This is a genomic window from Actinosynnema sp. NPDC023587 (assembly GCF_040640215.1).
Classification (GTDB): Bacteria; Actinomycetota; Actinomycetes; order Mycobacteriales; family Pseudonocardiaceae; genus Actinosynnema.
The window spans coordinates 352,366-372,273 of record NZ_JBFABG010000003.1; the positions used below are offsets into that span (position 1 = coordinate 352,366).

At 70.9% G+C, this 19,908-nt stretch carries 15 protein-coding genes; 5 read left to right on the forward strand and 10 right to left on the reverse strand.

Translation table 11 applies throughout. The features are described from left to right. Positions 1 to 396 precede the first annotated feature (396 nt). Complete coding sequence (locus AB0G01_RS10470; protein WP_360942307.1) at positions 397 to 1,050, forward strand: hypothetical protein; 654 nt, start codon at positions 397 to 399, stop codon at positions 1,048 to 1,050. Here AB0G01_RS10470 and AB0G01_RS10475 read toward each other — a convergent pair. The 4 genes from AB0G01_RS10475 to AB0G01_RS10490 form a co-directional block, all read right to left on the reverse strand. After that, the gene (locus AB0G01_RS10475; protein WP_360942311.1) at positions 1,044 to 3,254 is read right to left on the reverse strand and encodes an alpha-amylase family glycosyl hydrolase; all 2,211 of its coding nucleotides are present in this window, start codon (positions 3,252 to 3,254) and stop codon (positions 1,044 to 1,046) included. The two genes, AB0G01_RS10470 and AB0G01_RS10475, sit on opposite strands and share 7 nt — an antisense overlap. A 176-nt stretch (positions 3,255 to 3,430) precedes the next feature. Then, positions 3,431 to 3,829 (reverse strand): DUF4233 domain-containing protein, encoded by a 399-nt coding sequence (locus tag AB0G01_RS10480; protein WP_360942314.1) that lies wholly within the window; start codon positions 3,827 to 3,829, stop codon positions 3,431 to 3,433. After that, positions 3,826 to 5,184: a folylpolyglutamate synthase/dihydrofolate synthase family protein gene (locus AB0G01_RS10485; RefSeq protein ID WP_360942317.1), complete on the reverse strand. Its 1,359-nt coding sequence runs from the start codon at positions 5,182 to 5,184 to the stop codon at positions 3,826 to 3,828. Before AB0G01_RS10485 ends, AB0G01_RS10480 begins: the two co-directional genes overlap by 4 nt. Continuing rightward, positions 5,181 to 7,811, reverse strand: a complete 2,631-nt coding sequence (locus tag AB0G01_RS10490) for a valine--tRNA ligase (protein ID WP_360942320.1) — start codon at positions 7,809 to 7,811, stop codon at positions 5,181 to 5,183. The genes AB0G01_RS10485 and AB0G01_RS10490 overlap by 4 nt, the downstream gene beginning before the upstream one ends. Positions 7,812 to 8,221: 410 nt before the next feature. Here AB0G01_RS10490 and AB0G01_RS10495 point away from each other — a divergent pair, with 410 nt between their 5' ends. Beyond that, complete coding sequence (locus tag AB0G01_RS10495; protein ID WP_360942323.1) at positions 8,222 to 10,522, forward strand: FdhF/YdeP family oxidoreductase; 2,301 nt, start codon at positions 8,222 to 8,224, stop codon at positions 10,520 to 10,522. A 145-nt stretch (positions 10,523 to 10,667) separates the two neighbouring features. Then, positions 10,668 to 11,180 carry a hypothetical protein gene (locus tag AB0G01_RS10500; protein ID WP_360942326.1) on the forward strand — a complete coding sequence of 171 codons (513 nt, stop codon included), beginning with the start codon at positions 10,668 to 10,670 and terminating at the stop codon, positions 11,178 to 11,180. Here the strand turns inward: AB0G01_RS10500 and AB0G01_RS10505 are convergent. Continuing rightward, complete coding sequence (locus AB0G01_RS10505; protein WP_360942329.1) at positions 11,177 to 12,697, reverse strand: NAD(P)/FAD-dependent oxidoreductase; 1,521 nt, start codon at positions 12,695 to 12,697, stop codon at positions 11,177 to 11,179. The genes AB0G01_RS10500 and AB0G01_RS10505 overlap by 4 nt on opposite strands. A 232-nt stretch (positions 12,698 to 12,929) precedes the next feature. Here AB0G01_RS10505 and fdhD point away from each other — a divergent pair, with 232 nt between their 5' ends. Both fdhD and AB0G01_RS10515 read left to right on the forward strand, forming a co-directional pair. Next, the gene (gene fdhD, locus AB0G01_RS10510; RefSeq protein ID WP_360942332.1) at positions 12,930 to 13,754 is read left to right on the forward strand and encodes a formate dehydrogenase accessory sulfurtransferase FdhD; all 825 of its coding nucleotides are present in this window, start codon (positions 12,930 to 12,932) and stop codon (positions 13,752 to 13,754) included. A 186-nt stretch (positions 13,755 to 13,940) separates the two neighbouring features. Beyond that, entirely contained in the window at positions 13,941 to 14,819 is an 879-nt protein-coding gene (locus AB0G01_RS10515) for an alpha/beta hydrolase-fold protein (RefSeq protein WP_360942335.1), read from the forward strand. A 3-nt stretch (positions 14,820 to 14,822) separates the two neighbouring features. On the opposite strand, the gene AB0G01_RS10520 is transcribed toward AB0G01_RS10515, so the two are convergent. The 5 genes from AB0G01_RS10520 to tig all read right to left on the reverse strand — a co-directional run bounded on the left by AB0G01_RS10520 (position 14,823) and on the right by tig (position 19,639). Continuing rightward, on the reverse strand, positions 14,823 to 15,410 hold the full coding sequence (locus AB0G01_RS10520; protein ID WP_360942338.1) for an alpha/beta hydrolase: 588 nt from the start codon (positions 15,408 to 15,410) through the stop codon (positions 14,823 to 14,825). Beyond that, positions 15,407 to 16,687: an ATP-dependent Clp protease ATP-binding subunit ClpX gene (clpX, locus tag AB0G01_RS10525; RefSeq protein ID WP_360942341.1), complete on the reverse strand. Its 1,281-nt coding sequence runs from the start codon at positions 16,685 to 16,687 to the stop codon at positions 15,407 to 15,409. The genes AB0G01_RS10520 and clpX overlap by 4 nt, the downstream gene beginning before the upstream one ends. A 206-nt stretch (positions 16,688 to 16,893) precedes the next feature. Then, a complete protein-coding gene (locus tag AB0G01_RS10530; RefSeq protein ID WP_360942344.1) occupies positions 16,894 to 17,520 on the reverse strand; it encodes an ATP-dependent Clp protease proteolytic subunit in 627 nt (208 codons plus the stop codon). A gap of 29 nt (positions 17,521 to 17,549) precedes the next feature. Further along, positions 17,550 to 18,128 carry an ATP-dependent Clp protease proteolytic subunit gene (locus tag AB0G01_RS10535; protein WP_360943293.1) on the reverse strand — a complete coding sequence of 193 codons (579 nt, stop codon included), beginning with the start codon at positions 18,126 to 18,128 and terminating at the stop codon, positions 17,550 to 17,552. Between the two features lie 152 nt (positions 18,129 to 18,280). Continuing rightward, positions 18,281 to 19,639, reverse strand: coding sequence for a trigger factor (tig, locus tag AB0G01_RS10540; protein ID WP_360942347.1), 1,359 nt, complete (start codon positions 19,637 to 19,639; stop codon positions 18,281 to 18,283). Positions 19,640 to 19,908: the final 269 nt, after the last annotated feature.

Consider the following 19,908-nt stretch of genomic DNA (forward strand, 5'->3'; position numbering starts at 1 on the left):
TCGACTCGCGGGTTCTTGGTGGGTTCGATGGGGGTTTCTTGTGAGTGTCATGCACACGGTATCAAGTCCGGGATTGATCCGGACACCGGGCAGCGCGGGTCGGACACCTGACGATGGTGACTGTTTCAGTCCGACAGGGCAACGTGAAACCTTGATAGGCCGAAAGAGTTAACACGTGAAGCTTCGTCAGGTCTCTCAGTCCGCAAAAATGCACGATCGGTACCCAGGCAACACAATCGGATGAGATCCGCACGCCGTCGGGCGAGCTGTCCGCACCAGTGGCCAAGGGTGAATATTCTCGATTGACCCCGTCTTGATCATATGACGGGATGACCGGCGTGCTCGACGCGCCTTTCCCAGGTGTCAGGGATGGCGGTAGGTGCGATAGTCCCGGGTGTGGCCACCGAGAAATCCGACGCGGGACACAAGCTCAGCGGTCCCGGGCTCACCGGCGCGGCCGTGCTGTTCGTGCTGCTCCGACTGCTGGCGGTGTCCTCATACGACTGGCACACCACGTTCGCTTTGCTGCACACGCTGGATTTGGAGGACGCGCCGGGGTTGTTCCTCGGCACGTTCATGGCGGACGAGCGGATCAGCACGGTGTTGTTGGTGTTGAGCGTGCCCTTGGCGTCGTTCTACGCCGCCGCCACCACATCGCGCGCCGCACCGCTGGTCGTGACGGTGCTGGTGGCGTTCCTGGTGGCTTACGTGCGCAGCTACCACCGGTGGTGGGTGCCGGTGCTGGCGGTGGTGTTGGCGCTGGTGGTGTCCTGGTTGGCGTACCGGCGCAGGAGCAACGAACCCGGACCGGCCCGGTTCGTGCTCAAGCGCATCCGGGGGATCGTGGTGGTGGCCGGGTTGGTGGTGGCGGCGGTCGTGGCCACGCCCTGGGTTCCGCTGGAGCGGATCGAGACGAAGGCCGGCACGTTCGAGGGATATGTGGCGGAGACCAGTCCCGGGTTCTTGAAGGTGCTGGTGGCCGAGGACCGGGAATTCCGGATTCTCCGGGACGACGAAGTGCTGTCCCGTGTCGAACTGGCCGATCACTGAGTCGTGGCGTCGTGGGACGGGGCCTTCCGGGGCGGGGCGGCCCTCAGGGTCACGGTGACGCCGTCCGCCCCCAGAGCACCGGCAGAATCCTCGGCCACCACGCGGATCTCGACGTTCTCGCCCGCCGCCGCACCTGGCAGCGCCCGGAGATCGGCGAAGATCCGGTAGGGCGCGGTGTCGTCGGTGCCCAGCACGGTCCAGCCCGTGCCGTCGACCCGCGCGGCGAACGTGACCTGCGCGAACGGCGACGTGATCCCGTCCGCCCGCAGTTCGACCCGGTCCTCCAGCACCGTGCCCACAGGAGGCACGACCGACAACGGTGCCGGGGTGATGGCGGGTAGCCGGCTCGTTCCCCTGAGCACCAACGCCGACAGCGGCGGCACGGTCACCCGGACCTCGCCGTCGACCGCCGACACCTCGGCTCCCGCACGGGGCCGGATCGGGCGTAGCGCGGCGCTGCCCACCGGCACGTCGACCGTCGCCGGTGACGTGCCCGCGTTCGCCGCCACGAGGTGCTCGACCTGACGGGCGGTGTCGACCCGGCTGAACGCGACCACGTCACCCGACGACAGGCGCAGGGTCTGGTTCCCGTCGCGCCACACCGGGTCCGAGTCGACGAACGCGGCCAAGTCGCGCAACTGCCGGTACAGCGGGTGGTCGGTGGCGTAGTTGTCCACCGCACCGGTCCGGTCGCTGCCCACCAGGTCCTCGGCCCGGTACTCCGGGGTGGCGGACGCGAACAGGTCCTGCCGTGCGGCCCTGTCGCCGCCGCTGCCGGCGAAACCCTGCTCGTCGCCGTAGTACACGACGGGGTTGCCGCGCCACAGGTACATCAGGGCGTTGCCGAGCTCCAGCCGGTCCAGCAGCTCGGTTTCGGTGATGCCGGGCCGGTTCTGCCGCACTTCCCGGGCCAGGCGACCCATGTCGTGGTTGCCCAGGAACGTGGGCAGCGAGGCGGCGTTCGAGTCGGCGTCGGTGTACCGGTCGTCGTCCACCAGCACTTCGCCCAGTCGCGCCGAACCTCGCCCGGACAGGAACGCCGCCGCGCCGCTCTGGAACGGGAAGTCGAGCGCCGCTTGCATCTTCCCGGTCGTGGTGTAGTGGGACGTGACGGCCGGGTCGGCGTCGTACACCTCGCCGAAGACGAAGAAGTCCTTCCTGCCGCGCTGTTCCGCGTACCTCTTCACGTGCGGGGCGAGCGCCTGCCAGAATTCGACGTTGACGTTCTTGACCGTGTCGACGCGGTAGCCGTCGATGTCGAGCACGTCGATCCAGCCGGTGAAGATCCGCTTCATGCCCGCGACGACGGTCGGGTGCTCGGTCATCAGGTCGTCCAGACCGTGGAAGTCGCCGTACTGGGCGGATTCGCCGCTGAACGTCGAGTCTCCCCGGTTGTGGTAGAGCGACGGGTCGTCGAGCCACGCCGGCTTCTTCCGGCCGTGCACGACGGGCGTGTAGGGGGCGGTGAGCTTCGGGAAGTCCTCGCGGCCCGCGATGGCCGCGATGTCGACCGGCTTCCCGGAAGGGTCCCGGTACGGCACCGCGTCCGTGGACACGTAGTCGTACCGGCCCTCGGCATGGCCGATGAGGTCGGCGGTGTGGTTGGCGACGATGTCGAAGAACACCTTCATGCCCCGCCGGTGCGCGTCGCGGATCAGCCGGCGCATGTCGTGGGTGGAGCCGAAGTGCGGGTCCAGCTCGGTGTAGTCGGTGGTCCAGTAGCCGTGGTAGCCGGCCGATGCGCCCGCGCCCGAGCCCTGCACCCAGCGGTTGCGGAACACCGGGGTCAGCCAGATCGCGGTGATCCCCATGCCGTCGAGGTAGTCGAGCTTCCCGTGCAGGCCCTTCAGGTCGCCGCCGTGGTAAAAGCCCTGGTCGGACGGGTCGAAGCCGGTCGTGAGGCGGTCGGTACCGCCGGAGCGCCCGTGGTCGTTGCCGGGATCGCCGTTGGCGAACCGGTCGGGCAGCACGAAGTAGAAGCGCTCGCCGGTGACCCCGCGCAGCGCGTTCCGGGCCAGTGCCCGGTCCCCGGCTCGAACCCCGGGCGCGAGGTCGGTGACCGCGCCGATCGCCAGCCGGCCGGCGGGACCCGGGGCAGAGGGAACAAGGGCAGAGGGAATAAGGGCAGAGGGAACAGCGGCGGCGGGCGGGAGCGGCGTCACCAACCCGCCGAGCAGCAGGGCGACCAATCCCAGGCGGCGCACGGGTGACCTCCTCGTCGCAAGAGGTTCCAAGCCCTCACCCGGCTCAAACCGGGTGAGGACCCACAGAACCACGACGATCCAGATCCGACAAGCCGCCAAGAGTTGCGGGAACGACCGGTGGACGACGGGTCGCGGTGGGAGCCCAGATCCTGCCCGGCAGCGGGCAGGGCCGAGCGCTACGCCGACTGCTGCTGGCTGGGCAGGCGTCCTTCGGCCATCCGCCTGGCCACGTCGCGGCGCAGCCACAGCAGGTAACCCCACACCAGGGTGAACAGCACGCCGATCACGCCGAGCGCGGTCAACAGCACCCACGACACGATCATCACCGCGTGCAGGACCGCGATCACCCACACCACCCACGACCGCTTGAGCAGCGCGCACGTCCCGATCAGCGCCGCGATCAGGCCCAGCACCAGGTAGCCGGTGCCCGTGCCGATGCCGCCGCCGAGCTTCACGACCACGGGCAGCGCCAGGGCGACCACGATCACTTCCAGGATGAGCGTCCCGGCCATGATGGCGCGGAACGACTTCATCGGGTTTTTCTTGGGCGCGGGCACGCTCGCCGGTGTCGTCATGAGGGCTCCTTGCCGAACAGGGCGCGGGCCTCGCCGGCGGTCACCACGGAACCCGTCACGATCACGCCGCCGCCCGACATCACGTCGCCGCCGTCGTCCTCCTCGGCCAGCCGCACCGCTTCCTCCAGCGCGTCGACCAGGTGCGGCTGCACGTACATCCGGTCCTCGCCGAAGATCGGGATCGCCACGCCCGCGAGCAGGTCCGGGTCCATGGCGCGCGGTGACGAGTTCGCGGTGAGCACGACGTCGTGCACCACCGGTTCGAGCTCGCTGAGGATGCCCACGGCGTCCTTGTCGTCCATCACGCCGACGACCGCGACCAGCTTGCGGAAACCGAACTCCTCGTCGAGCGCCTTCGCCAGCGCCTTCGCGCCGTGCGGGTTGTGCGCGGCGTCGACCAGCACGGTCGGCGCGGAGCGCACCCGCTCCAGCCGGCCGGGCGACGAGACGGTGGCGAACGCCTCGCGCACCGCGTCCACGTCGATCCGGCGGTCCGCGCCGGCACCGAAGAACGCCTCCACGGCGGCCAGCGCCAGCGCCGCGTTCGCGGCCTGGTGCGCGCCGTGCAGCGGCAGGAACACTTCTTCGTACACGCCGCCGAGGCCCTGGAGGCGCAGCATCTGCCCGCCGACGGCCACGTCCCGCCGCAGCACCCCGAACTCGGAGCCCTGCCGGGCGACCATGGCGTCCACCTCGGCGATCCGCCGCAGCAACACCCGCTCGACCACCGGGTCCTGCTCGGCCAGCAGCGCCACCGCGCCGGGCTTGATGATCCCGGCCTTCTCCTCGGCGATGCCCTCCAGCGTCGGACCCAGGTACTCGACGTGGTCGATGCCCACGGGCGTGATCACGGCGATCTTGCCGTCGGCGATGTTGGTCGCGTCCCACCGGCCGCCCAGGCCGACCTCGACGACGGCGGCCTCCACCGGGGCGTCCGCGAACGCCGCGAACGCCATGCCGGTGAGCACCTCGAACTTGCTCAGCGGGATCTCGTTGCGACCGTCCACGACGGACACCAGCGGTTCGATCTCGCGGTACACCTCGACGTAGCGCTCCGGGCTGAGCGGCGCGTTGTCCACGTTGATCCGCTCGGTCACCAACTGGAGGTGCGGGCTGGTGTACCGGCCGGTGCGCAGGCCGACCCGGGTCAGCAGGGCGTCGATCATCCGCGAGGTCGACGTCTTGCCGTTGGTGCCGGTGACGTGCAGGACCGGGTAGGAGGTCTGCGGGTCGCCCATCAGCTCGGCCAGCGCCCGGATGCGGTCCACGCTCGGTTCGAGCTTGGTCTCCGGCCAGCGCTGGTCGAGCTCCGCCTCGACCTGGCGGAGCTCCTCCAGCGACTCGGGGGCGCTCACGACTGGGGCAGCGCGTCGAGGCGGGCGTGGATGCGCTCGACGTCGGCGTTCGCCGCCGTCAACCGGGCCTGGATCTTCGCCACCACCTCGGCGGGTGCCTTGTCGGTGAACGCCGGGTTGTTCAGCTTGCCCTCGCACTGGGCGCGTTCCTTCTCGGCCACCGCGAGGTCCTTGGCCAGCCGCTTGCGCTCGGCCGCCACGTCGATCGCGCCGGACAGGTCGAGCTCGACCTTCACCGCGCCCCGGGGCAGGCCGACTTCGATCTGCGCCGACACGGTGTACTCGTCGCCGGGCTCGGTCATCCGGGTCAGCGCGCGCACCGCGGGCACCTGGTCGACCAGGTCGACGCAGCACGCGCCGCGCACCTTGCCGGCGACCTTCTGCGCGGGCTTGAGGCCCTGGTCGGAGCGGAACCGGCGGATCTCGGTGACCAGCTTCTTCAGGCCCTCGATCCGGGTCGCGGCGACCTCGTCGCGCGCCCCGCCGTGCGCCTTCGGCCACTCCGCGACCACCAGCGACTCACCGCCGGTCAACGTCGTCCACAGGGTCTCGGTGATGAACGGCGTGAGCGGGTGCAGCAGCCGCAGCACGACCTCCAGCACGTGCCCGAGCACGGCCTGGGTCGCCTCGGCCCGCGCGCCGCCCTCCGCCATCTGCACCTTGGCCAGTTCCAGGTACCAGTCGCAGAACTCGTCCCAGGTGAAGTGGTAGAGCCCCTCGGCGAGCTTGCCGAACTGGAACGCCTCGAATTGCCCGTCCACGTCCGCGACCAACTGGTCCAGCAGGTCCAGGATCCAGCGGTCGGCGTCGGTGAGCTCCTCGCGCGGCGGCACCGGGCGGTCGGCGGTCGCGCCGTTGCCCAGCGCGAACCTGGTCGCGTTCCACAGCTTCGTGGTGAAGTTGCGCGACCCGGCGGCCCACTCCTCGGCGATCGCCATGTCGGAGCCGGGATTCGCGCCGCGCAGCAGCGTGAAGCGGGTGGCGTCCGCGCCGTAGGCGTCCATCCAGTCCAGCGGGTCGATGCCGTTGCCGCGCGACTTCGACATCTTCTTGCCGTGCTGGTCGCGGATCAGGCCGTGCAGGTACACGTGGTCGAACGGCTGCTTGCCGTCCATCGCGTACAGGCCGAACATCATCATCCGGACGACCCAGAAGAACAGGATGTCGTAGCCGGTGGACAGCACGCTGGTCGGGTAGAACTTCGCCAGGTCGCTGGTCTGAGCGGGCCAGCCGAGCGTGGAGAACGGCCACAGGCCCGAGGAGAACCACGTGTCGAGCACGTCCTCGTCCTGGGTCCAGCCCTCGCCGGGCGGCTCGTCGTCCGGGCCGACGCACACCACCTCGTCGTCGGGGCCGTACCAGACCGGGATGCGGTGGCCCCACCAGAGCTGGCGCGAGATGCACCAGTCGTTGAGGTTGTCGACCCAGTCGAAGTAGCGCTTGGCCAGCTCCGGCGGGTGGATCCGGGTCCGGCCGTCGCGCACGGCGGCGGCGGCCTCGCGGGCCAGCGGCTCGACCTTGACCCACCACTGGAGCGACAGGCGCGGCTCGATCACCGTGTCGCACCGCGAGCAGTGGCCGACGGAGTGCTGGTACGGGCGCTTCTCAGCGACGATCCGGCCCTGCTCGCGCAGTGCCGCGACCACCGCCGGGCGCGCCTCGAACCGGTCCAGGCCCTCGAACGGGCCGTGCACCGTGATCACGCCGCGCCCGTCCATCACGGTCAGCGTGGGCAGCTCGTGGCGGCGGCCGATCTCGAAGTCGTTCGGGTCGTGCGCCGGGGTCACCTTGACCGCGCCGGTGCCGAACTTCGGGTCGACGTGCTCGTCCGCCACGACCGGCACGTACCGGCCGGTCAGCGGGACCTCGACCTCGGTGCCGATGAGGTGGCGGTAGCGCTCGTCCTCCGGGTGCACGGCCACCGCCGTGTCGCCCAGCATGGTCTCCGCGCGGGTGGTCGCGACGACGATCGAGCGGTCGCCGGAGCCGTAGCGGATGGAGACCAGCTCGCCGTCGTCGTCGGAGTGGTCGACCTCGATGTCCGACAGCGCCGTCTGGCAGCGCGGGCACCAGTTGATGATGCGCTCGGCGCGGTAGATCAGCCCGTCGTCGAACAGCCTCTTGAAGATCGTCTGGACGGACTGGGACAGGCCCTCGTCCATGGTGAACCGGACCCGGTCCCAGTCCACGCCGTCGCCGAGGCGGCGCATCTGGCCGAGGATCCGGCCGCCGACCTCCTCGCGCCACTGCCAGACCCGCTCGACGAACTTGTCGCGGCCCAGGTCGTGCCGGGACAGGCCCTCGGACGCCAGCGCGCGCTCGACCGCCGTCTGGGTGGCGATGCCCGCGTGGTCCGTGCCGGGCAGCCACAGCACCTCGTAGCCCTGCATCCGCCGGCGGCGGGTGAGGGCGTCCATGACGCTGTGGTTGAGGGCGTGGCCCATGTGCAGGCTGCCGTTGACGTTCGGCGGGGGCAGCACGATGGAGAACGGCGGCTTGTCGCTGTTCGCGTCGGCCGTGAAGTAGCCGCGCTCCACCCACCGCTGGTACAGCCCGGCTTCTACCTCGGCCGGGTTCCAGGCCGGCGGGAGTTCGGAGCGCTGCGGTGCGGTGGGCGATTCAGTCACGTGGGAAGTCTACGGACGCGGGGGTATCGACTTCGAATCAGATACCTGGTACCGCCCGGGTGGGCCGCGTCCGGCTGCCATCCGGCTGTCGCGCGACGTCGCCGAGCGTGGCGGGGTGAAAGACGCGTGCCGACCGTACAGACTCCCGGCCAACGTCCGCCGATCACGGACGGCCACGACTACTCGATCGCGTGCGAGGCGGCGAATCGGGGGGTCACCCGATCGGATGGTTCACGGTGAGAGTGGTGCCGCTCACAATTCAGCGCGGTCACGGTCGCCGCAGGGCCCGGCACCGGATTCCCGGACCGTTCCCCACCCCCTGGGGCCGTGACAGCGGTCCGGCGTCGCCCCGTCGCGGACGGTAGATCGCGGTACCGCCGGCGCGCTCGCACGGGGCGTACCAGCGCACAATGGTCGCCATGAGCAAGCCACCCCAGCACGACATCGACGAGTCGCAGCTCGACGTGACCGGGCCCAAGCGGTGGGCGGCGGGGATTCCCGGCGTCGCCGTGTCGCTCAAGCGCGGCGTGGAGCAGATGGGTGTGGCGCGCACCGTGTCCACGCTGCGGCTGCTCAACCAGCGCGAGGGGTTCGACTGCCCGGGTTGCGCGTGGCCCGAGCCGCAGGGGCACCGCAAGCTGGCCGAGTTCTGCGAGAACGGCGCGAAGGCCGTCGCCGAGGAGGCCACCCGCCGCCGGGTCGGACCGGACTTCTTCGCCGCGCACCCGATCGCCGAGCTGGCCGGCAAGACCGACTACTGGCTGGGCCAGCAGGGCCGGATCACCGACCCGGTGGTGCTGCGCGAGGGTGCCGCGCACTACGAGCCGATCTCGTGGAGCGACGCGTTCGCGCTGGTCGCGGGCGAGCTCAACGCCCTGGCCGACCCGGACGAGGCGGTGTTCTACACCTCCGGCCGGACCAGCAACGAGGCCGCGTTCCTCTACCAGCTCCTGGTCCGCTCGTTCGGCACGAACAACCTGCCGGACTGCTCCAACATGTGCCACGAGTCCTCCGGCGCGGCGCTGTCCGAGACCACCGGCATCGGCAAGGGCTCGGTGAGCATCGACGACTTCGCCCGCGCCGACCTGATCGTGGTGGTCGGCCAGAACCCCGGCACCAACCACCCCCGGATGCTCTCCGCGCTGGAGGAGGCCAAGAAGACCGGCGCGAAGATCGTCGCGGTCAACCCGCTGCCCGAAGCCGGCCTGCTGCGGTTCAAGAACCCGCAGAACGTGCGCGGCGTGGTCGGCGCGGGCACCCAGCTCGCCGACGAGTTCCTCCAGATCCGGCTCGGCGGCGACCAGGCGCTGTTCCAGGCGGTCGGCAACCTGCTGCTGTCCTGGGACGCGGCGGACGACGCATTCGTGGCCGGCTACACCAACGGGTTCGCCGAGTACGCCGAGCACGTGCGCGACCTGGACTGGGACGCGGTCGACACGGCCACCGGCCTGCCGCGCGAGCAGGTCGAGCTGCTGGCCCGGATGCTGGCCGACTCGCAGCGCACCATCTTCTGCTGGGCGATGGGCCTGACCCAGCACAAGCACTCCGTGCCGACGATCCGCGAGATCGCGAACGTGGCGCTGCTGCGCGGCATGATCGGCAAGCCCGGCGCGGGCCTGTGCCCGGTGCGCGGTCACTCCAACGTGCAGGGCGACCGGACCATGGGCATCTGGGAGAAGATGCCGGAGGAGTTCATGGCCGCGCTGGAGGCCGAATTCGGCATCACCGTGCCGCGCGACCACGGGTTCGACACCGTCGCCTCGATCCGCGCGATGCGCGACCGCAAGGCCCGCGTGTTCTTCGCGGTGGGCGGCAACTTCGCGTCCGCCACGCCGGACACGGAGGTCACCGAACGGGCGCTGCGGTCGTGCACGTTGACGGTGCACGTGTCCACCAAGCTCAACCGGTCGCACGTGGTGCACGGGACGACCGCGCTGATCCTGCCCACGCTGGGCCGCACCGAGAGCGACCTCCAGCACAGCGGCGAGCAGTTCGTCACCGTCGAGGACTCGATGTCGGTGGTGCACCGGTCGCGCGGCCGGCTCGACCCGGCGAGCGACCGGCTGCTGTCCGAGGTGTCCATCGTGTGCCGGCTGGCGCGGGCCGTGCTCGGCCCGGACCACCCGGTGCCGTGGGAGGACTTCGAGAAGGACTACGACCTGATCCGGGACCGGATCTCGCGGGTCGTGCCGGGGTGCGGCGACTACAACGCGCGGGTGCGCCGACCGGACGGGTTCGTGCTGCCGCACGCGCCGCGCGACGCCCGCGAGTTCACCGGGACGCGCACCGGCAAGGCGCACTTCTCGGCCAACGAGCTGACCGTGCTGCGGGTGCCGGTCGGCCGGCTGCTGTTGCAGACCATGCGCAGCCACGACCAGTACAACACCACGATCTACGGGCTCGACGACCGCTACCGGGGGGTGAAGGACGGCCGGCGGGTGGTGTTCGTCAGCCCCGCCGACCTGGACGAGCTGGACCTGCTGGACGGGCACTTCGTGGACCTGGTCAGCGAGTGGCCGGAGGACCCGACGGGCGTGGTCGAGCGCCGGGCCGAGCGGTTCCGGGTGGTGTCCTACCCGACCGCGAAGGGGTGTGCGGCGGCGTACTTCCCGGAGGCGAACTCGTTGGTGCCGCTGGACTCCACCGCAGTGGAGTCCGGGACGCCCACCTCCAAGTCGATCGTGGTCCGGCTGGAGCGGCTCGTCGACTGACGCCGGGACCGCCGTCCGGCCCCTCGTCGGGCGGCGGTGCGCCGCCAGGAGGAGCCGGGGGGACCTCGAGCGAGGTTCCCCGGAACGACCCTCGGGTAACGTCGGCGGCGTCCGGACGAACCCCGGGCGACGGACTGGAGGATCTGTGGTCATCAGGAACGCGGTCGCGGCCGTGCTGGGGCTCGCCGCGCTCACCGCCTGCACCTCCACGCCGCAGAGCGCGCCGTCGTCCGCCGCACCCGCCCCGTCGACCACGACCACCACGTCGGCCGCGGTCGACGGCATCGACTGCGCCAAGGCCCCGGCCGACGTCGTCGGCGCGGCGCTCCAGCTCAACCTCAAGCACCCGACCGAGGTCGTCGACGGCCCGCTGGTCACCTGCCGGTACGAGGGCGGCGGCGCGAGCACCGAGGTCCGGTTCCGCACCGGGTCGGACGCCACCACGTTCGCGGCCGGCAAAGCGGCCTTCGGCACCGGCCGGAAGGTCGCGGACCTGCCCGGCTTCTTCGACGAGGCCTGGACCGGCACGCTGGGCACGGGCGAGGTCGTGTCCAACACGCTGTCCGCGCGCAAGGGCCCGGTGGAGATCCTGGTGACCTCGGGCGCGAACTTCGAGCAGGAGAAGAAGGCCGTCACCGCGCTGTTCGAACGGCTCTAGCGCTCCAGCACGGCCATCGCGGCGTTGTGCCCGCCGATGCCGCTGACCCCGCCGCCGCGCCGCGCGCCCGCCCCGCACACGAACAGGTTGCGCACGTCGGTCTCCACGCCCCAGCGCCCGACCTCGTCCTCCTCCTCCGCGAACGGCCACGCCAGCCCGCCGTGGAAGATGTTGCCGCGCGGCAGCCCGAGTTCCGCCGCCAGGTCCAGCGGCGACCGGGCCTCCAGGCACGGCCGGCCCTCGGCGTCACGCGCCAGGCAGTCCTCGACCGGCTCCTCCAGGTGCGCGTTCAACGCCTGGAGGTACCGGTCCACCAGCCGCCCGCGCAGCCCGTCGTTGTCCGCCTCGAACAACGCGGCCGGGGTGTGCAGGCCGAACAGGGTCAGCGTGTGCCAGCCGCGTCCGACCAGGTCTGCGGACAGGATCGACGGGTCGGTCAGCGTGTGGCAGTACATCTCGGCGGGCAGCACGGTCGGCACCTGCCCGGCCGCGCTCTCCCGGTAGGCCGTCTCCAGTTGCGAGTAGGACTCGTCCAGGTGCAGCGTGCCGGCGAACGCCAGCTTCGGGTCGATCCCGCCGCGCACCTTCGGCAGCCGTTCCAGCACCATGTTCACCTTGAGCTGGCACCCCTCGGCGACCGGCGCGCCCTCCCTGCCGCGCAGCGCGTCCAGCACGTGCGGCGCGACACCGGACAGCACGAACCGCGCGCCCACGACGCGCCCGTCGTACTCGACCTCGGCGGTCCTGCCGTCGGCGTCCACCCTGGACACCTCGGCCCCGGTCACGATCTCCGCGCCCGCCTCCCGGGCCGCCCGCACCAGCTCGGCGGTCACCGTGCCCATCCCGCCGACCGGCACCTTCCACTCCCCCGTGCCGTTGCCGATCACGTGGTAGAGGAAGCACCGGTTGGCGGCCAGGTCGTGCAGCGAGGTGTGCGTGCCGATCAGGCCGTCCGTCGCGACCACGCCGCGCACGACGTCGTCGGCGAACAGCTCTTCGAGCGTCACGCCCAGCGGGCGCTCGAAAACCTGCTCCCACAGGCGCATCCGGGCCACCGCGTCCACCCTGATCCGGGCGTGCTCGCGGGACACCAGCGGTTCCAGCAGGGTCGGCGCGAGCGCCGCGGCGAGCGCCTCCAGGTCGGCGTACCAGCGCCGCCACCGCTCGAACTCGGTGTCGGACCCGGTCAGCGCGCGGAACGACGCCGCCGTCGCCTCGCCGGGTGTGCGCTCGACCAGCAGGTTCCCCGCCGGGGTGTAGGACGACGCGGCGCGCGAGGTCAGCGACGCGGTCAGCCCGAGGTCCGCCACGATCCGGTCCGGCAGGAGGCTGACGAGGTAGGAGTAGCGGGACAGCCGGGCGTCGACACCGGGGAACGCCCGCTCGCTCACCGCCGCGCCGCCGACGTGGTCGAGCTTCTCCAGCACCAGCACCGAGCGCCCGGCGCGCGCCAGGTAGGCCGCGGCGACCAGGGCGTTGTGCCCGCCGCCGACCACCACCACGTCATAGGAATCCACCCTCCGACACTATCCCGTGAGCAGTGCCGCGACTCCCGATCGATGTCCTTGCGCGCCAACGGGTCCGACGTGGACGACCGGTCGACGCGATCCGGTGCTCCCCGGTCGTCCCGGCCGGGCGGCGGTCCCCGTGCGGTCGAGCGAACCCGCGACCCCCGACCCCGCCGGCCCGCGCCTCCGTAACCTGGAGGGCGAACGACCAGGAGATTCCGCGTCGAGAAGGAGTTCCACGATGGGGCGAGTCACCGTCCGTCGCCCAGTGGTGACGTATTCGCGACGAACGCGTCGGACGCGGGTCGACGCGCTGGCCGCCGAGGAGCCGTTGGAGCTGCGCGTCGGCGGCAAGGCGCTGGCCGTGACCATGCGCACACCCGGCCACGACGTGGAGCTCGCCCACGGCTTCCTGCTCAGCGAGGGCGTGATCGGCGGGCTCGCCGACGTGTCGGTGGCCCGGTTCTGCGAGGGCACCGGCCCGGACGGGCTGAACACCTACAACGTGCTCGACGTCGCGCTGGCCGGCCACGTGCCGCCGCCGGAGGTCGGCGTGGAGCGGAACTTCTACACCACGTCGTCCTGCGGGGTGTGCGGCAAGGCGGCTTTGGACGCGGTGAAGCTCAAGACCCGCTACTCCCCCGCCGCCGACGCGGTCCGGGTCGACGTCGACGTGCTGTCCGCGCTGCCCGACGCCCTGCGCGCGAAGCAGAAGGTGTTCGCGTCGACGGGCGGTCTGCACGCCGCCGGACTTTTCACCTCATCGGGTGAAGCTCTGGTGGTGCGCGAGGACGTCGGCCGGCACAACGCGGTGGACAAGGTGCTCGGCTGGGCGGTGCTCCAGGACCGGGTGCCGCTGGCCGGCGCGGTGCTGATGGTGTCCGGGCGGGCGTCGTTCGAGCTGGTGCAGAAGGCCGCGATGGCCGGCGTGCCGGTGCTCGCGGCGGTGTCCGCGCCGTCCTCGCTGGCCGCCGAGCTGGCCGAGGAGCAGGGCGTGACGCTGGTCGGCTTCCTGCGCGGCGACTCGATGAACGTCTACTCGGGCGCGGAGCGGGTCACCGCTTGAGAGCAGCGGGCCGACCTCGACTTCACTGGCCGGGCGGCACCCGGGGCAGCGCCGAGCTGTCCGACCACCCGCCGTTCCGCCGACCGCCGGAGCGGACAGCCGCACGCCGGGCGCGGCCGGTGGTCCAGGCGCGAAACACCGGGGGCGTCCCGGGCGATGGAACCGGGGGGATCGCAGGAGGGGGACATGGTCAGCAGGAGGACGGTGCTCGGCGCGCTCGGCGCGACCGGGCTGGCCGTGACGGGGGTGGCGGCGGCCCTGAACGGGAACGCCCCGGGCGGTGAGGCGCTGCGGCACGTGCTCGGCGTCGCCGGACCGGTGCCCGCCGGCAAGAGGCCCGTGGTGCGCGTGGACCGGGTCTACTCCCGGTACCGCCGCCGCGAGGTCGACCTGTTGACGATCCTGCCGCCCGGCCTGCCCACCGGCACCGTGCCGATGTCCGTCCTGCTGCACGGCCTGCACGGCAGCGCCCGGTACGCGGCCGTCGGCGGCATGTCCGAAGCGCTGGTCGCGGCCGTGGGCCGGCGGTCCGTGCCGCCCTACGGGTTCGTCGCGGTGGACGGCGGCGACAACTACTGGCACGAGAACTCGCCCGGTGACGACCCGATGGCGATGCTGCTCGAAGAAGTGCCCCGGTGGCTCGCCGAACGCTCCTACGGGCCGGTGGTCGCGTGCACCGGGGTGTCCATGGGCGGCTTCGGGGCCCTGGTCTACGCGCGTCGGCGCGCGGAGCGCCGCGACCCGCTCAAGGCCGTGGCGGCGGTCTCCCCCGGGCTGCTGCTGAACTGGCCGGACATGGCCAAGCGGCGGGTGTTCGCGAACCAGGAGGAGTGGGCGTCCGTGGACCCGCTCAAGCACGTGGACGACCTCGGCCCGACCCCGGTCGGCGTGTGGGTGGGCGACCACGACCGGTTCATCCAGGGGACCCGCGAGTTCATCGCCGCCGCGAAGCCGGCGGTGGCCTCGGTGACGCCCGGTGGTCACGACGACGTGTTCTACCGCAAGATCGTGCCGGATGTGATCCGCTTCCTGGGCAAGCGCGTCACGGCGAAGCCGACCGGGTGACCCTCAGCGCGGCGTGAGCGGTGTGCGGTCGCTGCGGACCCACTTCAGGACCGCGCTCCACGGGCCGTAGTCCGATTCGACGTTGAGGTGCGCGCCGCCGACGATGACGTCGACCTCCACCCGCAGCGCCTCGGCCAGCTCCTTGCCCTGCTCCAGCGTGCAGTACGGGTCGCCCTCCCCCACCACCAGGCGGGTGCTCACGGCGGCCCGGCGCACCGCGGTGGGGTCCAGCGGCGCGGACAGGAACTCGGAGATCAGCGGTTCACCGGCGTGGTGCGGGCTCGGCGGGGCGACCAGGAGCACCCGGTCGACCCGCAGCGCCGGGTCGACCCCGCCGGCCGCGTGGTGCAGCCACAGCAGGCACGCCAGCGAGTGCGCGACCACCACCCGCTCGCCCGAGGTGGGCGCGGTGGCGAGGTGTTCGCGCAGCTCGGCGAGCCACACGGGCAGGCGCGGCGCATCCGGCAGGGTGAACTGCGGCAGGTCCACCTGCCCACCGCGGTGGGCGAGCTCGCCTGCCAGCCAGTTCTGCCAGTGCGTCGGCCCGGAACCGCCCAGGCCGTGCAGGATCAGCGTGTGGGGAAGGCTCACGCCGACTTCTCGCGCCGCTCCCGTCGGGACGGCTGCCGCGCGACGATCGTCGGGTTCACGTTCTCCTTGACCGTCTGCTCGGTGATGACGACCTTGGCGACGTCCGTGCGGCTGGGGATGTCGTACATCACCGGCAGCAGGACCTCTTCCATGATCGCCCGCAGGCCGCGCGCGCCGGTGCCCCGCAGGATCGCCTGGTCGGCCACGGCCTCCATCGCGGTCTTGGTGAACTCCAGTTCGACGCCGTCCATCTCGAACAGCTTCTGGTACTGCTTGACCAGCGCGTTCTTCGGCTCGGTGAGGATGCGGACGAGCGATTCCTTGTCGAGGTTGGTGACGCTGGCCACCATCGGCAGACGCCCGATGAACTCGGGGATCAGACCGAACTTGATCAAGTCCTCGGGCATCGAGTCGGCGTAGTAGTCCGCCGCGTCCACCTCGGCCTTGGTGCGGACCTCGGCACCGAAGCCCAGACCGCGCTTGCCGACCCGGTCCTGGATGATCTTCTCCAGGCCCGCGAACGCACCGGCCACGATGAACAGCACGTTCGTCGTGTCGATCTGGATGAACTCCTGGTGGGGGTGCTTGCGCCCGCCCTGCGGCGGCACGGAGGCCGTGGTGCCCTCCAGGATCTTCAGCAGGGCTTGCTGAACGCCCTCGCCGGAGACGTCCCGGGTGATCGACGGGTTTTCACTCTTTCGAGCGATCTTGTCGACCTCGTCGATGTAGATGATGCCGGTCTCGGCGCGCTTGACGTCGTAATCAGCGGCCTGGATCAGCTTGAGCAGGATGTTCTCCACATCCTCGCCCACGTAGCCCGCCTCGGTCAGCGCCGTGGCGTCCGCGATGGCGAACGGCACGTTCAGCATCTTCGCCAGGGTCTGGGCCAGGTAGGTCTTGCCGCACCCGGTGGGGCCGAGCATGAGGATGTTCGACTTGGCGAGTTCCACGCCGTCGTCGCGCCCCTCGCGCCCGCGGTCGCCCGCCTGGATGCGCTTGTAGTGGTTGTAGACCGCCACCGAGAGCGTGCGCTTGGCCTCGTTCTGGCCGATCACGTACTGGTCGAGGAACTCGTGGATCTCGGCGGGCTTGGGCAGCTCGTCGAGCTTGACGTCGCCTGCCTCCGCGAGCTCTTCCTCGATGATCTCGTTGCAGAGGTCGATGCACTCATCGCAGATGTAGACACCGGGACCGGCGATGAGTTTTTTCACCTGCTTCTGGCTCTTCCCGCAGAAAGAGCACTTCAGCAGGTCGCCGCCGTCACCGATACGCGCCATGACCGCTGACCTCTGTCCCCTCCGGCGCACGACCTGGTGTGGTGCGCCTGACTGCTTTGTCGGCTTCCGCCCGCCGGCTGCGGGGTCCGCCCGTTCCCCTCGACGGTACCTGGCCTACCCACCTGTGTGGGAGGACAAGCGTGCCCCCGACACCCCGAACCGGGCAGGAACCCTGGTCGGCTCGGCGTGTCGGGCGCTCCTCGGCCCTACTTGGCCGACAGCTTCCGGTACGGCAGGACGGTGTCCACGATGCCGTACTCCTTGGCCTCGTCCGCGGTGAGGATCTTGTCGCGCTCGATGTCCGTGCGGACCTGCTCGGGCGTCTTGCTGGTGTGCCGCGCGAGCGTGGACTCCAGCAGGCGACGCACGCGCTGGATCTCGTTCGACTGGATCTCCAGGTCGGAGACCTGGCCGTACACGCCCTCGGTCGCGGGCTGGTGGATCAGGATCCGCGAGTTCGGCAGCGCGTGCCGCTTGCCCGGCGTGCCCGCCGCCAGCAGCACCGCGGCGGCCGAGGCCGCCTGGCCCAGGCAGTAGGTCTGGATGTCCGGGCGGACGAACTGCATGGTGTCGTAGATGGCCATCAGCGAGGTGAACGAGCCACCCGGCGAGTTGATGTACATCAGGATGTCGCGGTCGGGGTCTTCCGACTCCAGCACGAGCAGCTGGGCCATCACGTCGTTCGCCGACGCGTCGTCCACCTGCACGCCGAGGAAGATGATGCGCTCCTCGAACAGCTTGTTGTACGGGTTGGACTCCTTGATGCCGTAGCTCGTGCGCTCGACGAACGAGGGGAGCACGTACCGGGACTGCGGCGCGTGGAACTGGCTCACTTGGTCTCTCCTGGTCCTCTGCTGCCCGGTCAGTTGGTCGTCGCCTGGCTGGCCCGGCTGATCACCTTGTCCACGAAGCCGTACTCCAGGGCCTCCTGGGCGGTGAACCAGCGGTCGCGGTCGGAGTCGGCGATGATGCGCTCCACCGGCTGGCCGGTGTGCTGCGCGATGAGCTCCGCCATCTCCTGCTTGGTCCGGGTGAGCATGTCCGCCTGGATGGCGATGTCGGCCGCGGTGCCGCCGACACCCGCCGAGGGCTGGTGCATGAGGATGCGGGCGTGCGGCAGGGCGTGCCGCTTGCCGGGCGTGCCCGCGGAGAGCAGGAACTGGCCCATCGACGCCGCCAGACCCATCGCGTAGGTGGCCACGTCGGGCTCGATGAGCTCCATCGTGTCGAAGATCGCCATGCCCGCGGTCACCGAGCCGCCGGGCGAGTTGATGTAGAGGGTGATGTCCTTCTCGGGGTCTTCGGCCGCGAGGAGGAGCAACTGCGCGGTGATCTGGTTGGCGATGCCCTCTTCGACCTGCGACCCCAGCACGATGATCCGCTCGCGGAGCAGGCGCTCGTAGACCGAGTCGTTGAGGTTCATCCCCGTGGCCGACCGCATCTCGGGCGTCGGGAAGTGCTGCGTCACGTCTGCCTGCCTAACTTTGCCGAAAAGAGTCTCGTGCCAACGACCTTAACGAAGACGGGCGGCGTCGCCTTCCCGACACCGCCCGCGTTCGCTCAGGGCTTCAACTCCGGTGGAGATCCGACCGACTACGCGGACGGCTCGGCCGCGGATTCCTCAGTGGACTTCGTCTCGCCGAAGAGCTCGTCCAGGTCGAGCGCGTTGCCCGCCTCGTCGGTCACGGTCGCCTGGCGGACCACCGAGGCCAGCGCCTTGCCGCGGCGCACGTCGGCGAAGATCGCGCCGAGCTGGCCGGACTGCTGCGCGCGCTTGACGTACTCGTCCGGGCTGATGCCGAACCGCTGCGCCTGGTAGATGATCCGCTCGGTGAGCTCGCCGTCGCTGACCGACACCTCTTCGGCGTCGGCGATGGCGTCCAGCACGAGCTGCGTCTTGACCGCCTGCTCGGCGGCGGTGCGCACCTCGGTGTCGAACTCCTCCTGGGTCTGGCCCTGCTCGACCAGCCACTCGGCGAAGCGGTTCTCGTCGTGGTCGAAGGCGTGCACGGCGTCGTGCGCGCGGGCCTCGACCTCGCCCTGGACGACGGCCTCGGGCAGCGGCACCTCGACGGAGGCCAGCAGCGCCTCCAGGACCTTGTCCCGGGCCTGCACGCCCTGCTGCATCTTCTTGACCCGGCCGAGGCGCACCCGCAGGTCGTCCTTCAACTCGTCCAGGGTGTCGAACTCGCTCGCGAGCTGCGCGAACTCGTCGTCGAGCTCCGGGAGCTGACGCTCCTTGACCGAGCTCAGGACCACGGTGACCTCGGCGTCGCGACCGGCGTGCTCGCCCGCCACGAGGTTCGTGGTGAAGTTCTTGGACTCGCCCTCGGAGGCACCGATCAGGGCCTCGTCGATGCCCTCGACGAGCTGGCCGGAGCCGATCTCGTAGGACAGGCCGGCGGTCTTGGCCTCCTCGACCTCCTCGCCGTCGACCGTCGCGGAGAGGTCGACGACCACGAAGTCGCCCTCCTGGGCGGGGCGCTGGACGCCGGTCAGCGTGCCGAAGCGGGCGCGCAGCTCGTCGAGCTGGGTGGCCACGTCCTCCTCGGTGACCTCCTGCTCGTCGACGCTCACGGCCAGCTCGCCGAACGCGGGCACGGTGATCTCGGGGCGGATGTCGACCTCGGCGGTGAACGCCAGGGACTCGCCGTCCTCGATCTTCGTGACCTCGAAGTCCGGGCGGCCGAGGGTGCGGATCTCGCCGGAGCTGACCGCCTCCAGGTACTTGGCCGGGATCGCCTCCTGGACGACCTCGTCCAGGACCGGCGCGCGGCCGATGCGGCTCTCCAGCACGCGGGCGGGGGCCTTGCCGGGGCGGAAGCCGGGGATGCGGACCTGCTTGGCCAGCTTCCGGTACGCGCGGTCGAAGTCCGACTTGAGCTCGTCGAACGGCACCTCGACGTTGATCCGGACCCGCGTCGGGCTCAGGTGCTCGACGGTGCTCTTCAACGTGGTCTCCTCGTAACGGGCAGAACGTGCGGAACATCCCGAAAACGCTCTGCTCGGGCGTCGGGATTCCGCCTGAGTCTAGGCGGTGGGGGGCGGCCGGGGTCCGGCACCCCGGAACTCGCGCGCACTACCGCGCGAGCGCCTGGGCGGGAGAGCGCCGGCGACCGGCTTCGGGATGGCGCGGCGACGGCTTCGGCATCGACCGCCGGGACGGCCTTCGGACCCGTCCCGGGCCCGGCCCACCGACGTGCCGGGCGCTGGTCCCGACT